The following is a 15,363-nucleotide window of genomic DNA, read 5'->3' as shown; positions in this document are numbered from 1 at the left end:
TCCTACCAGACGCCACTGACACGGCCACCCGCCCGAACCCCGGTACGCGCGACGGCCCCGGACCTTTGCGGCTTTGCGGTCCGGGGCCGTCACACGGGCGTTGTGGCTTACGGAGCCTTACAGCCCCGCGGCCTTGCGCAGCGCGTCCACGCGGTCCGTGCGCTCCCACGTGAAGTCCGCGAGTTCGCGGCCGAAGTGGCCGTACGCCGCGGTCTGCGCGTAAATCGGGCGCAGCAGGTCCAGGTCGCGGATGATCGCGGCCGGGCGCAGGTCGAAGACCTCGGCGATGGCCTGCTCGATCTTGTCGACCTCGAGCGTGGCCGTGCCGAAGGTCTCGACGAAGAGTCCGACCGGCTCGGCCTTGCCAATGGCGTAGGCGACCTGGACCTCGCAGCGTGCCGCGAGGCCGGCGGCCACCACGTTCTTGGCGACCCAGCGCATCGCGTACGCGGCCGAGCGGTCCACCTTCGACGGGTCCTTGCCCGAGAACGCGCCGCCGCCGTGCCGGGCCATGCCGCCGTACGTGTCGATGATGATCTTCCGGCCGGTCAGACCCGCGTCGCCCATCGGGCCACCGATCTCGAACCGCCCGGTCGGGTTGACCAGCAGCCGGTAGCCGTCGGTGTCCAGCTTGATGCCGTCCTCGACGAGCTGCTTCAGCACATGCTCGACGACGAACTCGCGGATGTCGGGGGCGAGCAGCGAGTCCAGGTCGATGTCGGACGCGTGCTGCGAGGAGACGACCACGGTGTCCAGACGCGCGGCCTTGTCACCGTCGTACTCGATGGTGACCTGGGTCTTGCCGTCGGGGCGCAGGTAAGGGATGGTCCCGTTCTTGCGGACCTCGGAGAGGCGGCGGGAGAGCCGGTGCGCCAGGTGGATCGGCAGCGGCATCAACGCGGGCGTCTCGTCGCAGGCGTAGCCGAACATCAGGCCCTGGTCGCCGGCGCCCTGCTTGTCGAGCTCGTCCTCGTCGCCCTCGACGCGCTTCTCGTACGCGGTGTCGACGCCCTGCGCGATGTCCGGCGACTGCGCGCCGATGGAGACCGAGACGCCGCAGGACGCGCCGTCGAAGCCCTTCTTCGAGGAGTCGTAACCGATCTCAAGGATCTTGTTCCGCACGAGCGTGGGGATGTCGGCGTACGCCTTGGTGGTCACCTCGCCGGCCACATGCACCAGGCCGGTGGTGATCAAGGTCTCCACGGCAACGCGGGAGGTCGGGTCCTCCTGCAGAAGGGCGTCGAGAATGGTGTCGCTGATCTGGTCAGCGATCTTGTCGGGGTGACCCTCGGTCACGGACTCCGAGGTGAAGAGACGGCGGGACACATCGCTCCCTGGGGTTGCAGCGGCTGCTGGCTGATCATTTTTGGACCGGCCGGGGGCTGCGCCCCGCGACGTTCCACGAGCAGTTTATCGGTCGCCCTCCCCCACCGGACCACCCGTCTCGCTCCGTGGGAGCTCTGTGACCTGTGACGCGACTGAAAACTGTAGGCCGATCGGCCCCAATCCACGAGCGTTTCGCCGGTTTTCGTGGGGTTTCATACATCCACTGGGCGAATCCAAGAATTCACCCGAGTCGCGGGACAACAAGGTCCCACACGGTGTCCGCGAGAGATTCCTTGGGTCCGTGAGGCACCGGCGTCTCGCCGCCGTCCGCGGCGAGCACCACGGCTTCGTTCTCCTCGGAGCCGAAGGTCTTGCGCTCCCCCACCTCATTGACCACGAGCAGGTCGCAGCCCTTGCGGCGCAGCTTGTCGCGGCCGTTGGCGAGAACGTCGTCGGTCTCCGCGGCGAAACCGACGATGACCTGGGCGGGGCGGGCCCGTTCGGTGGAGATCTCCGCGAGTATGTCCGGGTTGCGGACCAGCGCGATGGGCGCGGGCTCCTGGCCGTCCTTCTTCTTGATCTTGCCTTCGGCGTACGCGACGGGGCGGAAGTCCGCGACGGCCGCGGCCATCACCACGGCATCGGCGGCCGCCGCCGCCTTGAGCACGGCCTCGCGCAGCTGGACCGCCGTGCCGACGTGGACCACATCGACGCCCGCAGGGTCCGGTATCCCGGTGTTCGCCTCGATGAGCGTGACCCTGGCGCCGCGGGCCGCCGCGGTGCGCGCCAGGGCGTACCCCTGCTTGCCGGAGGAGCGGTTTCCCAGGTAGCGGACCGGGTCGAGCGGCTCGCGCGTGCCGCCCGCGCTGACGACGACATGGCGGCCGGCGAGATCCGGCGCGGCGACACCGCGGGCGAGCACCCGGCGGCAGACCTCGAAGATCTCGCCCGGATCCGGAAGCCGGCCCTTGCCGGTGTCCACACCGGTGAGCCGCCCCACGGCCGGCTCGATCACCACGGCTCCACGGCGGCGCAGCGTCGCCACATTCTCCTGGGTGGCCTGGTGCTCCCACATCTCGGTGTGCATCGCGGGCGCGAAGACCACCGGACAGCGGGCGGTCAGGAGCGTATTGGTAAGCAGGTCGTCGGCGAGGCCGTGGGCCGCCTTGGCGAGCATGTCGGCGGTGGCGGGCGCGACGACGACCAGATCGGCGTCCTGTCCGATCCGTACGTGCGGCACCTCGTGGACGTCGGACCAGACCTCGGTCGAGACGGGGTGGCCGGAGAGCGCCGACCAGGTCGCCGCGCCGACGAAGTGCAGTGCCGACGCGGTCGGCACCACCCGCACGTCGTGACCCGACTCGGTCAGCCTCCGCAGCAGCTCGCACGCCTTGTACGCGGCGATGCCTCCGCTGACCCCCAGAACGACCTTCGGCTTGTCCAGTGTCACTGCTGCGTCTCCCCGCATTCGGATGCGTACCTCCCCATGACACACCACAGGCCCGGCGGACGCTCCGCCGGGCCTGTGGTGAAGGAACAGGATGTGCCTACTGAGCCGGGCCCTCAATGGCCTCCGAGGTCAGCAGACCCGCGTTGATCTCACGCAGGGCGATCGAGAGCGGCTTCTCGTGGACGTGGGTGTCCACCAGCGGACCGACGTACTCGAGCAGACCCTCACCGAGCTGCGAGTAGTACGCGTTGATCTGGCGCGCGCGCTTGGCCGCGTAGATCACGAGGCTGTACTTCGAGTCAGTGGCCTCGAGCAGCTCGTCGATCGGCGGGTTGATGATGCCCTCGGGCGCAGTGATGGAAGAGGACACGCTAAGCCTTCCGAAGAACGTGCAAAATGTTCGGACAAAGATCAAACACTGGGGGTCCGGGGGCCCACGGTGTCAGCCGCTGATGTTTCAGTCCCCAGGAGACAGCTGCATCAAGGCTAGCAGCTCACGGGCCACGTCCTCGACGGAGGTATTGACCAGGGTGATATCGAACTCCGACTCGGCGGCCAGCTCGACCTTCGCGGCCGCCAGCCGGCGCTCGATGACCTCGGGAGACTCGGTGCCGCGGCCGGTGAGCCGACGGACCAGTTCCTCCCAGCTCGGCGGGGCCAGGAAGACCAGCTGCGAGTCCGGCATGGACTCCTTGACCTGCCGTGCGCCCTGGAGATCGATCTCCAGCAGCACGGGCTCGCCCGCCTCCAGGCGTTCGAGGACCGCACGGCGCGGTGTGCCGTAGCGATTGCCCGCGAACTCGGCCCATTCCAGCAGCTCGCCATTGGCGATCAGCTTGTCGAACTCTTCGTCGGTGACGAAGAAGTACTGAACGCCGTGGCGCTCGCCGGGGCGCGGCTTTCTTGTAGTGGCCGACACCGAGAGCCAAACCTCGGGGTGGACCTTGCGCATATGGGCGACGACCGTGCTCTTACCGACCCCGGAGGGGCCGGAGAGCACGGTCAGCCGCGGACGTACCTCTGCTGCCATGCAGCGATTATCCAGGTTCCCGGGAGTGCCCGAGAACGTCAGGCGGCACCGCCGCCGAACTCGCGCTCAAGTGACGCGATCTGGTTGGAGCCGAGACCGCGCACACGGCGGCTCTCGGAGATGCCGAGCCGCTCCATGATCTGCTTGGCGCGGACCTTGCCCACGCCCGGCAGGGACTCAAGAAGAGCGGAGACCTTCATCTTGCCGATGACGTCGTTCTCCTGGCCCTGCTTGATGACCTCGTGGAGCGAGGCGCCGGAGTGCTTGAGTCGATTCTTGACCTCGGCCCGCTCCCGGCGAGCCGCGGCGGCCTTTTCGAGCGCGGCTGCGCGCTGTTCAGGGGTAAGGGGCGGAAGAGCCACGCCTACGTCACCTCGGATGTCGAACTGTCGGATACGGACCGGTGCGGAAGCTGGTCGCCCCACACCAGGCGAGCAACGAGCAACGCAATGCACCTGCGCTGCACGTTTACTCTTCGACGGAGACTAGCGGCCAGGACCGCTCCAGTCAGCGAGAACAGACGAAAAGTCCTGGTCAGCATCGACCGACTGGGACATTTCTGGCGAAACGACCGACTTTTGGGCCGAGATTCTGCCCTTGGGCCGGCCGCGGAGGATTCCGAAGCTGCCCAGCCAGGGCCTCAGCCCCACCTGGGACCACAGCTGTGGTCGCTCCTGCGCCCGCAGCGAACAGGACTCCCGCGCCCCCAGGCCCGGGCTCAGGCCCCGGCGACCGCCGACCGCACCTCGTCCGCGAAGCGCGTCGCCGACTCGCGCAGGGCCGCCACATCCGGGCCGTGCCGCAGCACGCCACGGCTCACGCTCGGGACCACATTGCCGACCGCCGCGCCGAAGACACCCGGAAGGTCCGCGGGCGTCGCGCCCTGAGCGCCGATGCCGGGGGCGAGCAGGGGGCCGTTGATGTCAAGGTTCACACCGGCGTCGCCCAGCGTCGCGCCGACCACCGCGCCGACCGAGCCGAGCGGCTCGGCGCCCGCGTTCTCGGCCGCCATGTGGTCGAGCATCAGCTGGGCCAGGGAGCGGCCGTCCGCGGTCGTGGAGCGCTGGACCTCCGCGCCCTCCGGATTGGAGGTGAGGGCCAGCACGAAGACGCCCGCACCCGACACAGCGGCCGCGTCCAGCGCCGGGCGCAGCGAGCCGAAGCCGAGATACGGGGAGACGGTCACCGCGTCCGAGAAGAGCGGCGAGTCCTTGTCGAGGTAGGTCGCCGCGTACGCGCCCATCGTCGAGCCGATGTCGCCGCGTTTGGCGTCCATCAGGACCAGCGCACCCGCCGCACGCGCCTCCTCCACCGCCTTCTCCAGTACGGCGATGCCCCGAGAGCCGAAGCGCTCGAAGAACGCCGACTGCGGCTTGAGCACGGCCACCCGGTCGGCCAGCGCCTCCACGACCGTGCGCGTGAAGCGCTCCAGGCCGGCGATGTCGTCGTTCAGGCCCCACGCGGTCAGCAGGGACGCGTGCGGGTCGATGCCGACGCAGAGCGGTCCACGGGTGTCCATGGCGTGGCGCAGGCGTGCGCCGAAGGGCGCCGTGGTCTGGAGGGGGGTCATGCGGTGGCCTTTCGGGTCTCGGCGCCGACAGCATCGGCGAGCGTGTCGTACGGGCCGGCCGCGAGCCGCGCCGCCAGGCCCTTGTGGATGGCGCGGGCGTAGAAGGGGCCCTCGTAGATGAACGCGCTGTAGCCCTGGACCAGCGTGGCGCCCGCCAGGATCCGCTGCCAGGCGTCCTCGGCGTTCTCGATGCCCCCGACGCCCACGAGCGTGATCCGGTCGCCCACACGCGCGTACAGCCGCCGCAGGACCTCCAGCGAGCGGTCCTTCACGGGCGCGCCGGACAGGCCACCCGTCTCCTTGACCAGGTCCGGGTCGGACTTCAGGCCCAGGCCGTCCCGCGCGATCGTCGTGTTGGTGGCGATGATTCCGTCGAGGCCCAGCTCGAGGGCGAGGTCCGCGACCGCGTCGACGTCCTCGTCCGCGAGGTCCGGCGCGATCTTGACGAGGAGCGGGACGCGGCGGTCCTGCACACTCCGGTCGGCGGCCTCGCGTACGGCGGTGAGCAGCGGGCGCAGCGACTCGGTCGCCTGGAGGTTGCGCAGACCGGGCGTGTTCGGCGACGAGACGTTGACGACCAGATAGTCGGCGTGGCGCGCGAGTCGCTCGGTGGAGGTGACGTAGTCGCCCACGGCCTCCGCCTCCGGCACGACCTTGGTCTTGCCGATGTTGACGCCGACCGTGGTCGCGAAGACCGCCTTGCGGGCGCCCAGTCGCTCCGCCACGGCCGCCGAGCCATCGTTGTTGAAGCCCATGCGGTTGATCAGCGCACGGTCCGGTACGAGCCGGAAGAGCCGCTTCTTGGGATTGCCGGGCTGTGGCTGTGCGGTGACCGTGCCGATCTCGATGTGGTCGAAGCCGAGCATCGACATTCCGTCGATGGCGACGGCGTTCTTGTCGAAGCCTGCGGCGAGGCCGAAGGGACCGTGCATCCGCAGGCCGAGCGCCTCGGTGCGCAGTTCTTTGTACCGGGGCGCGAGAGCCGCGGCGACGAACGTACGCAGTACGGGGATGCGGGCCGCGAGGCGGATCCAGCGGAAGGCCAGGTAGTGGGCCTCCTCCGGGTCCATCCGCTTGAAGACCAGGTTGAAGAAGAACTTGTACATGAAGGCGTCCTCACGCTGTGTTTTCTGGGGGACACCCCCAGACCCCCGAGAGGGGACACCGTTTCCGGTGTCCCCTCCCCGATTGCTAGTCGCGGGCCGCGGTCAGGTGTTCCGCGTGTTCCTGGAGTGAACGGACGCCCACATCACCGCGGTTGAGCGCGTCGATGCCCTGGACGGCGGCGGCGAGTGCCTGGACCGTCGTCAGGCACGGCACGGAGCGCGCCACGGCCGCCGTACGGATCTCGTAGCCGTCGAGGCGACCGCCGGTGCCGTACGGGGTGTTGACGATGAGGTCGACATCGCCGTCGTGGATCAGCTGGACGATGGTCCGCTCGCCGTTCGGGCCCTCGCCCTCGCTCTGCTTGCGCACGATGGTGGCGTTGATGCCGTTGCGCTTGAGCACCTCGGCCGTGCCGGATGTGGCGAGCAGCTCGAAGCCGTGGGCGACCAGCTCACGCGCCGGGAAGATCATCGAGCGCTTGTCGCGGTTGGCGACGGAGATGAAGGCGCGGCCCTTGGTGGGCAGCGGGCCGTAGGCGCCGGCCTGCGATTTGGCATACGCGGTGCCGAAGACCGAGTCGATGCCCATGACCTCGCCGGTGGAGCGCATCTCCGGGCCGAGGACGGTGTCGACGCCGCGGCCGTGGATGTCGCGGAAACGCGACCACGGCATCACGGCCTCCTTGACGGAGATCGGCGCGTCCATCGGGAGCGTGCCGCCGTCGCCGTTCGCGGGCAGCAGGCCCTCCGTGCGCAGTTCGGCGACGGTCGCGCCGAGCGAGATACGGGCGGCGGCCTTCGCCAGCGGCACTGCGGTCGCCTTCGAGGTGAAGGGGACGGTGCGCGAGGCACGCGGGTTGGCCTCGAGGACGTACAGGATGTCGCCGGCCAACGCGAACTGGATGTTGATCAGTCCGCGGACGCCGACGCCCTTGGCGATGGCCTCGGTCGAGGCCCGCAGCCGCTTGATGTCGAAGCCGCCGAGCGTGATCGGGGGCAGCGCGCACGCCGAGTCGCCGGAGTGGATTCCGGCCTCCTCGATGTGCTCCATCACGCCGCCGAGGTAGAGCTCGGTGCCGTCGTAGAGCGCGTCGACGTCGATCTCGATCGCGTCGTCGAGGAAGCGGTCGACCAGGACGGGACGGGTGGGGCTGATCTCGGTGGACTCGGCGATGTACGACTCCAGGCGGGCCTCTTCGTACACGATCTCCATACCGCGCCCGCCCAGCACGTACGACGGGCGTACGAGGACGGGGTAGCCGATCTCGTCGGCGATGGCCTTGGCCCCGGCGAAGGTGGTCGCGGTGCCGTGCTTGGGGGCCGGGAGACCGGCCTCGGCGAGTACGCGGCCGAAGGCGCCGCGGTCCTCGGCGGAGTGGATGGCCTCGGGCGAGGTGCCGACGATCGGCACGCCGTTGTCCTTGAGCGCCTGCGCGAGACCCAGCGGGGTCTGGCCGCCGAGCTGGACGATGACGCCGGCGATGGGCCCGGCCAGCGATTCGGCGTGGACGATCTCCAGGACGTCCTCCAGCGTGAGCGGCTCGAAGTAGAGCCGGTCGGAGGTGTCGTAGTCGGTGGAGACGGTCTCGGGGTTGCAGTTGACCATCACGGTCTCGTAGCCGGCGTCGCTCAGCGCGAAGGAGGCGTGGACACAGGAGTAGTCGAACTCGATGCCCTGGCCGATCCGGTTCGGTCCCGAGCCGAGGATGATCACGGCGGGCTTCTCGCGCGGCGCGACCTCGCTCTCCTCGTCGTACGAGGAGTAGAAGTACGGCGTTTTGGCGGCGAATTCGGCGGCGCAGGTGTCGACCGTCTTGTAGACCGGGCGGATGCCGAGCGCGTGCCGGACCTCGCGGACGACGTCCTCGCGCAGCCCGCGGATCTCGGCGATCTGGGCGTCGGAGAAACCGTGGCGCTTGGCATCGGCGAGCAGCTCGGGGTCGAGCTTCTCGGCGGCGGTGAGCTCGTCCGCGTACTCCTTGATCAGGAAGAGCTGGTCGACGAACCACGGGTCGATCTTCGTCGCCTCGAAGACCTCCTCGGGCGTGGCGCCCGCGCGGATGGCCTGCATGACGGTGTTGATCCGGCCGTCGGTGGGGACCTTGGCGGTGAGCAGCAGTTGCGCCTTGTCGCCCGGCTCACCGGTGAAGGAGAACTGCGAGCCCTTCTTCTCCAGCGAGCGCAGCGCCTTGTTGAGCGCCTCGGTGAAGTTCCGGCCGATCGCCATGGCCTCGCCCACCGACTTCATGGTGGTGGTGAGGGTGGCGTCGGCGGACGGGAACTTCTCGAAGGCGAAGCGCGGCACCTTGACGACGACGTAGTCGAGCGTGGGCTCGAAGGACGCCGGGGTCTTCTCGGTGATGTCGTTGGGGATCTCGTCGAGCGTGTAGCCGACGGCGAGACGGGCGGCGATCTTGGCGATCGGGAAGCCGGTGGCCTTGGAGGCGAGCGCCGAGGAGCGGGAGACACGCGGGTTCATCTCGATGACGATGATCCGGCCGTCGTCGGGGTTGACGGCGAACTGGATGTTGCAGCCGCCGGTGTCGACGCCGACCTCGCGGATGATCGCGATACCGACGTCGCGCAGCCGCTGGTACTCGCGGTCGGTCAGCGTCATCGCCGGGGCGACGGTGATCGAGTCGCCGGTGTGCACGCCCATCGGGTCGAAGTTCTCGATGGAGCAGACGACCACGACATTGTCGTGCTTGTCGCGCATCAGCTCCAGCTCGTACTCCTTCCAGCCGAGGATGGACTCCTCCAGGAGCACCTCGGTGGTCGGCGAGAGCGTGAGGCCCTGACCGGCGATACGGCGCAGCTCGTCCTCGTTGTGCGCGAAGCCGGAGCCGGCGCCGCCCATCGTGAACGAGGGGCGGACGACGACGGGGTAGCCGCCGAGCGTCCCGACGCCCTTCAGCACATCGTCCATGGAGTGGCAGATGACCGAGCGGGCGGACTCGCCGTGGCCGATCTTGGCGTTGACGGCCTCGACGACGCCCTTGAACAGCTCGCGGTCCTCGCCCTTGTTGATCGCCTCGACATTGGCGCCGATGAGCTCGACGCCGTACTTCTCCAGCACACCCTGCTCATGCATGGAGATCGCGGTGTTGAGCGCGGTCTGGCCACCGAGGGTGGGCAGCAGCGCGTCGGGGCGCTCCTTGGCGATGATCTTCTCGACGAACTCCGGGGTGATCGGCTCGACGTAGGTGGCGTCGGCGATCTCCGGGTCGGTCATGATCGTCGCCGGGTTTGAGTTCACCAGGATGACCCGCAGGCCCTCGGACTTGAGGACGCGGCAGGCCTGGGTGCCGGAGTAGTCGAACTCGGCGGCCTGACCGATGACGATCGGGCCGGAGCCGATGACCAGGACGGACTGGATATCGGAGCGCTTAGGCACGCTGGCCCTCCATCAGGGATACGAAGCGGTCGAAGAGGTACGCGGCGTCGTGCGGGCCCGCGGCCGCCTCGGGGTGGTACTGGACGCTGAAGGCCGGCTGGTCGAGCAGTTGCAGGCCTTCGACCACGTTGTCGTTGAGACAGACGTGGGAGACCTCGGCGCGCCCGTAGGGGGTGTCGGAGATCTTGTCGAGGGGCGCGTCGACGGCGAATCCGTGGTTGTGCGCGGTGACCTCGACCTTGCCGGTGGAGCGGTCCTGGACGGGCTGGTTGATGCCCCGGTGGCCGTACTTCAGCTTGTACGTGCCGAAGCCGAGCGAGCGGCCGAGCAGCTGGTTGCCGAAGCAGATGCCGAAGAGCGGCGTCTTGCGCTCGAGGACGCCCTTGACGACGGTCAGATCGGCGGTGGCGGGGTCGCCGGGGCCGTTGGAGAGGAACACGCCGTCGGGGTTGACCGCGTACACGTCCTCGACCGTGGCGGTGGCGGGCAGGACGTGCACCTCGATGCCACGCTCGGCCATGCGGTGCGGGGTCATGCCCTTGATGCCGAGGTCTATGGCCGCGACGGTGAACTTCTTGGTGCCGATCGCCGGGACGACGTACGTCTGCTCGGTCGCGACCTCGGCGGAAAGGTTCGCGCCCTTCATCTGGGGAGCTTCCTGCACCCGGGCCAGCAGTGTGGCCTCGTCGGCGAGGGAGTCACCAGAGAAGATGCCGACGCGCATCGCGCCGCGCTCGCGCAGATGGCGGGTGAGCGCGCGGGTGTCGATGCCGCTGATCCCGACCACGCCCTGGGCGACGAGCTGGTCGTCCAGGGAGCGCTGGGAGCGCCAGTTGGAGGGCACGCGCGCGGGGTCGCGTACGACATAGCCCGCGACCCAGATCCGCTGCGACTCGTCGTCCTCGTCGTTGACGCCGGTGTTGCCGACGTGCGGGGCGGTCATCACGACGACCTGGCGGTGGTACGACGGGTCGGTGAGGGTCTCCTGGTAGCCGGTCATGCCGGTGTTGAACACCGCCTCGCCGAAGGTCTCCCCCACGGCCCCGTAGGCGCGGCCGCGGAAGGTGCGGCCGTCCTCCAGGACGAGTACGGCGGGAGCCTTGGAGGCTCCCCGGGTGGAGATCGTCATCGTGCGGTGCCTTCCGTCGTGTTGATCATGCTGTTGATGGATTCGACCCAGGCGGTGTGCTCGGCCGCGTGGTCGGCGCGGAACCCGGAGTCGATCAGCTTGTCGCCGTGCGCCCAGGTGACGACGAGGAGTCCGCCCTCGGCGAGGACCTTGCCGGCGATGCCCTTGTCGAGCCTGGCCTCGCGCAGCTGCGCTGTCGGGATGAAGAAGTCGGTCGCACCGGGGCGTGCGACGTCCAGGCCCGCGTCGGTGAGCGTGAGCTCCACGCGGCTGCGGGTGCCCAGGCCGTGGGCCACGATCCGGTCGAGCCACTGTCCGGCGGTCGTGGAGCCGTGGTAGCGGCCGGTCAGCTCAAGTTTCGCCTCGCCTGGCGCGGCGGGCGAGGCGAGCAGCTCGGGGAGGTCGGACTGGAGGCTGCCGCGCCACTTCCATCCCTGGCGCATCAGCCAGTAGACGAAGGCGATGAAGAGCAGCAGTCCGACGACCCAGCCGATGCGGGCCGCCCAGTCGGTGACCTCCGCCGACTTCTGCTCGGCGGCGATGTCGATCAGAGTTGTCACGCCAGCTTCCCGTCCACGACCGTTGCCCGGCCCCGCAGGAAGGTGTGGGTGACGCGTCCCGGCAGCTCACGCCCCTCGTAGGGGGTGTTGCGGCTGCGGGATGCGAAGCCCGCGGGGTCCACCACTCCACGGTATGCCGGATCGACGAGCGTGAGGTTCGCGGGCTCACCTGCCGAGACGGGCCTTCCGTGGCCATCCAGCCGGCCGATCTGCGCGGGCCGGAAGGACATCCGGTCCGCGACGCCGGCCCAGTCGATGAGGCCGGTGTCGACCATCGTCTGCTGGACGACGGAGAGCGCCGTCTCCAGGCCCACCATGCCCATGGCGGCCGCGGCCCACTCGCAGTCCTTGTCCTCGTGCGGGTGCGGGGCGTGGTCGGTGGCGACGCAGTCGATGGTGCCGTCGGCGAGAGCCTCGCGCAGCGCCAGCACATCGGTCTCGGTGCGCAGCGGCGGGTTCACCTTGTAGACGGGGTTGTACGAGCGTACGAGCTCGTCCGTGAGCAGCAGGTGGTGCGGGGTCACCTCGGCGGTGACGTTCCAGCCCTTGGACTTGGCCCAGCGGACGATCTCGACGGAGCCGGCCGTGGAGAGGTGGCAGATGTGCACCCGGGAGCCGACGTGGGCGGCGAGGAGGACATCGCGGGCGATGATCGACTCCTCGGCGACGGCCGGCCAGCCGCCGAGGCCGAGCTCGGCGGAGACGATGCCCTCGTTCATCTGGGCGCCCTCGGTGAGACGGGGCTCCTGGGCGTGCTGGGCCACGACGCCGTCGAAGGCCTTCACGTACTCCAGCGCGCGGCGCATGATCACCGCGTCGTCGACGCACTTGCCGTCGTCGGAGAAGACCCTCACGCCGGCGGCGGAGTCGTGCATCGCGCCGAGTTCGGCGAGCTTCTTGCCCTCGAGGCCGACGGTGACGGCGCCGATGGGCTGCACGTCGCAGTAGCCGGACTCCTTGCCGAGGCGGTAGACCTGCTCGACGACGCCGGCGGTATCGGCGACCGGGAAGGTGTTGGCCATGGCGTGCACGGCGGTGAATCCGCCGACAGCGGCCGCCTTGGTGCCGGTGAGGACGGTCTCGGAGTCCTCTCGGCCCGGCTCGCGCAGATGGGTGTGCAGGTCGACGAGGCCCGGCAGCAGGATCTGCCCCTCGGCCTCGACAACGGTCGCGTCGTCCGCGCTCAGCCCGGTGCCGACCTGTGCGATGGTCTCGCCGTCGATCAGGACGTCCTGCGCCTCGCCGCCCAGCACCTTCGCGCCACGGATAAGAATCTTGCTCATGGTTACTTGCTCTCCTCGGTGCGCGCGTGGGTGGGGCTGACGGCGGGCTCATTGCCGCCCAGAAGCAGATACAGGACGGCCATGCGGGTCGAGACGCCGTTGGCGACCTGCTCGACGGCCGTGCAGCGGTCGGAGTCGGCGACCTGCGCCGTGATCTCCATGCCGCGGTTCATCGGTCCGGGGTGCATCACGATGGCGTGCTCGGGCATCCGGGCCATGCGGTCGCCGTCCAGGCCGTAGCGGCGTGAGTATTCGCGCTCGGTCGGGAAGAAGGCGGCGTTCATGCGCTCGCGCTGCACACGCAGCATCATCACGGCATCGGACTTCGGCAGCACCTCGTCCAGGTCGTACGAGACCTCGCACGGCCAGTTCTCGACACCGATCGGCACCAGGGTGGGCGGGGCGACGAGGGTGACCTGGGCGCCGAGGGTGTTCAGCAGCAGGACGTTGGAGCGGGCCACCCGGCTGTGCAGCACGTCGCCGACGATCGTGATGCGGCGTCCTGCGAGGTCACGCCCTATCCCGGCATCCGGGCCGACCAGGCGACGGCGCATGGTGAAGGCGTCGAGCAGCGCCTGGGTGGGGTGTTCGTGGGTGCCGTCGCCGGCGTTGACGACCGCGCCGTCGATCCAGCCGGAGGTGGCGAGCCGGTAGGGGGCTCCGGAGGCGCCGTGCCGGATGACGACGGCGTCCGCGCCCATCGCCTCCAGGGTCAGCGCGGTGTCCTTGAGGGACTCGCCCTTGGAGACCGAGGATCCCTTGGCGGAGAAGTTGATCACGTCGGCGGAGAGCCGCTTGGCGGCCGCCTCGAAGGAGATCCGGGTCCGGGTCGAGTCCTCGAAGAAGAGGTTGACGACGGTACGGCCGCGCAGGGTCGGCAGCTTCTTGATCGGCCGGTCCGCGACCCGGGCCATCTCCTCGGCGGTGTCGAGGATGAGAACGGCGTCGTCGCGGGTGAGGTCGGCGGCCGAGATGAGGTGACGCTTCATCTGGGTGTGCTCCGTTGTCTGGAAGTCGTGGGTCCGGGGGCCTGCGGCGGAGTCGCCATCGGGATGCGGCCCCGGACACACAGCGGCATGCGGGCGCGCGGGTGGCACGTCCGTACGAGGGTTCGGAGGGCGTACGGAGGCGCTACTGCTCGCCGGCCGGGACGGTCTCGCGCACACCGAGCAGCACGGTGTCGCGACCGTCCTCCTCGGCGAGCTGGACCTTGACCGTCTCCCGCAGCGACGTGGGGAGGTTCTTGCCGACATAGTCGGCGCGGATGGGGAGTTCGCGGTGGCCGCGGTCGACCAGGACCGCGAGCTGTACGGCGCGCGGTCGGCCGATGTCGCCCAGTGCGTCGAGCGCGGCGCGGATGGTGCGGCCGGAGAAGAGCACGTCGTCGACGAGGACGACCAGCCGGCCGTCGACGCCGTCACCGGGGATCTCGGTGCGCGCCAGCGTGCGGGCGGGCCGCATACGCAGGTCGTCGCGGTACATGGTGATGTCGAGGGAGCCGACCGGAATCTTTCGGCCGGTGATCTCTTCGAGCTTGTCGGCCAGCCGGCGGGCAAGGAACACACCGCGGGTCGGAATGCCGAGAAGCACCACGTCGTCGGCGCCTTTCGCGCGTTCGACGATCTCGTGGGCGATGCGGGTCAGTACCCGCGCGATGTCGGGAGCCTCGAGAACGGGGCGCGCCACATCGGAACTGTCGTGCGAGTCCATATGAAACGGACCTCCTTCTCCGCCTCACGGGACGGATCTTAAAGGACGTCGGAATTACGCCATCAACGGTACCAGGGCCTTGCGCGGCCCCGGCTCCCGCCCCTCGCCCAGCCCCCGGCAGCACCCGCTACGGACCATTCGGCTTGACGAGTCCAAGTAACGCTGCGTAACCTCACAGTGAGTGACCAGCCGCGCGGCCGAGCCGCACGTCGACACAGTGTCCGGGGAGCTATATGTCCAGCGAATACGCAAAACAGCTCGGGGCCAAGCTCCGCGCCATCCGCACCCAGCAGGGGCTTTCCCTCCACGGCGTGGAGGAGAAGTCCCAGGGCCGCTGGAAGGCCGTCGTGGTCGGCTCGTACGAGCGTGGCGACCGTGCCGTGACCGTGCAGCGCCTTGCCGAGCTGGCGGACTTCTACGGCGTCCCGGTGCAGGAACTGCTTCCTGGCACCACGCCGGGCGGGGCCGCCGAGCCGCCGCCGAAGCTCGTCCTGGATCTGGAGCGCCTGGCCCACGTTCCGCAGGAGAAGGCCGGCCCTCTCCAGCGGTACGCCGCCACGATCCAGTCCCAGCGCGGCGACTACAACGGCAAGGTGCTGTCGATCCGCCAGGACGACCTGCGCACCCTCGCCGTCATCTACGACCAGTCGCCGTCGGTCCTGACCGAGCAGCTCATCAGCTGGGGTGTGCTCGACGCGGACGCGCGGCGCGCGGTCGCGCATGAAGAAGGCTGACGCCACTTCAGGAGAAACGTCACGTCGGAGGGCGAACCCGGTTGTTCCGGGTTCGCCCTCCGGTGCGTTCG

14 protein-coding genes are annotated in these 15,363 nt (G+C 69.3%); 1 reads left to right on the top strand and 13 read right to left on the bottom strand.

Translation table 11 applies throughout. The features are described 5' to 3' along the window. Positions 1 to 117: 117 nt before the first annotated feature. The 13 genes from metK to pyrR all read right to left on the bottom strand — a co-directional run bounded on the left by metK (position 118) and on the right by pyrR (position 14,558). Complete coding sequence (gene metK / locus ACFWDI_RS29380) at positions 118 to 1,326, bottom strand: methionine adenosyltransferase (RefSeq protein ID WP_327322275.1); 1,209 nt, start codon at positions 1,324 to 1,326, stop codon at positions 118 to 120. 241 nt (positions 1,327 to 1,567) lie between these two features. Next, positions 1,568 to 2,770 carry a bifunctional phosphopantothenoylcysteine decarboxylase/phosphopantothenate--cysteine ligase CoaBC gene (gene coaBC, locus ACFWDI_RS29375; RefSeq protein WP_385308667.1) on the bottom strand — a complete coding sequence of 401 codons (1,203 nt, stop codon included), beginning with the start codon at positions 2,768 to 2,770 and terminating at the stop codon, positions 1,568 to 1,570. A 103-nt stretch (positions 2,771 to 2,873) separates the two neighbouring features. Then, a complete protein-coding gene (gene rpoZ / locus ACFWDI_RS29370; RefSeq protein WP_005319902.1) occupies positions 2,874 to 3,146 on the bottom strand; it encodes a DNA-directed RNA polymerase subunit omega in 273 nt (90 codons plus the stop codon). Between the two features lie 87 nt (positions 3,147 to 3,233). Then, a complete protein-coding gene (gene gmk / locus ACFWDI_RS29365; protein WP_385308495.1) occupies positions 3,234 to 3,806 on the bottom strand; it encodes a guanylate kinase in 573 nt (190 codons plus the stop codon). A 38-nt stretch (positions 3,807 to 3,844) separates the two neighbouring features. Beyond that, positions 3,845 to 4,168: an integration host factor gene (locus ACFWDI_RS29360; protein WP_005319887.1), complete on the bottom strand. Its 324-nt coding sequence runs from the start codon at positions 4,166 to 4,168 to the stop codon at positions 3,845 to 3,847. A 356-nt stretch (positions 4,169 to 4,524) separates the two neighbouring features. Continuing rightward, positions 4,525 to 5,376: an orotidine-5'-phosphate decarboxylase gene (pyrF, locus tag ACFWDI_RS29355; RefSeq protein WP_362679476.1), complete on the bottom strand. Its 852-nt coding sequence runs from the start codon at positions 5,374 to 5,376 to the stop codon at positions 4,525 to 4,527. After that, the gene (locus ACFWDI_RS29350; protein ID WP_385308492.1) at positions 5,373 to 6,482 is read right to left on the bottom strand and encodes a quinone-dependent dihydroorotate dehydrogenase; all 1,110 of its coding nucleotides are present in this window, start codon (positions 6,480 to 6,482) and stop codon (positions 5,373 to 5,375) included. The genes pyrF and ACFWDI_RS29350 overlap by 4 nt, the downstream gene beginning before the upstream one ends. Positions 6,483 to 6,567: 85 nt before the next feature. Beyond that, positions 6,568 to 9,876: a carbamoyl-phosphate synthase large subunit gene (gene carB / locus ACFWDI_RS29345; protein ID WP_385308490.1), complete on the bottom strand. Its 3,309-nt coding sequence runs from the start codon at positions 9,874 to 9,876 to the stop codon at positions 6,568 to 6,570. Then, entirely contained in the window at positions 9,869 to 11,005 is a 1,137-nt protein-coding gene (carA, locus tag ACFWDI_RS29340) for a glutamine-hydrolyzing carbamoyl-phosphate synthase small subunit (protein WP_385308487.1), read from the bottom strand. The genes carB and carA overlap by 8 nt, the downstream gene beginning before the upstream one ends. Beyond that, a complete protein-coding gene (locus ACFWDI_RS29335) occupies positions 11,002 to 11,565 on the bottom strand; it encodes a hypothetical protein (RefSeq protein WP_385308485.1) in 564 nt (187 codons plus the stop codon). Before ACFWDI_RS29335 ends, carA begins: the two co-directional genes overlap by 4 nt. Further along, entirely contained in the window at positions 11,562 to 12,848 is a 1,287-nt protein-coding gene (locus tag ACFWDI_RS29330; protein WP_385308483.1) for a dihydroorotase, read from the bottom strand. Before ACFWDI_RS29330 ends, ACFWDI_RS29335 begins: the two co-directional genes overlap by 4 nt. A 2-nt stretch (positions 12,849 to 12,850) precedes the next feature. Continuing rightward, entirely contained in the window at positions 12,851 to 13,837 is a 987-nt protein-coding gene (locus ACFWDI_RS29325; protein WP_327322283.1) for an aspartate carbamoyltransferase catalytic subunit, read from the bottom strand. Between the two features lie 142 nt (positions 13,838 to 13,979). Continuing rightward, the gene (pyrR, locus tag ACFWDI_RS29320) at positions 13,980 to 14,558 is read right to left on the bottom strand and encodes a bifunctional pyr operon transcriptional regulator/uracil phosphoribosyltransferase PyrR (protein ID WP_385308479.1); all 579 of its coding nucleotides are present in this window, start codon (positions 14,556 to 14,558) and stop codon (positions 13,980 to 13,982) included. A gap of 233 nt (positions 14,559 to 14,791) precedes the next feature. Between pyrR and bldD the strand changes: the two genes are divergently transcribed. Then, a complete protein-coding gene (bldD, locus tag ACFWDI_RS29315; protein ID WP_030355502.1) occupies positions 14,792 to 15,292 on the top strand; it encodes a transcriptional regulator BldD in 501 nt (166 codons plus the stop codon). The last annotated feature ends 71 nt before the right edge of the window (positions 15,293 to 15,363 follow it).

Origin of the sequence: Streptomyces sp. NPDC060064, from assembly GCF_042736455.1 — a bacterium.
Lineage (GTDB): Bacteria > Actinomycetota > Actinomycetes > Streptomycetales > Streptomycetaceae > Streptomyces.
The sequence above is the reverse complement of the archived record's forward strand: the minus strand, read 5'-3'. Positions and strand labels throughout refer to the sequence as shown.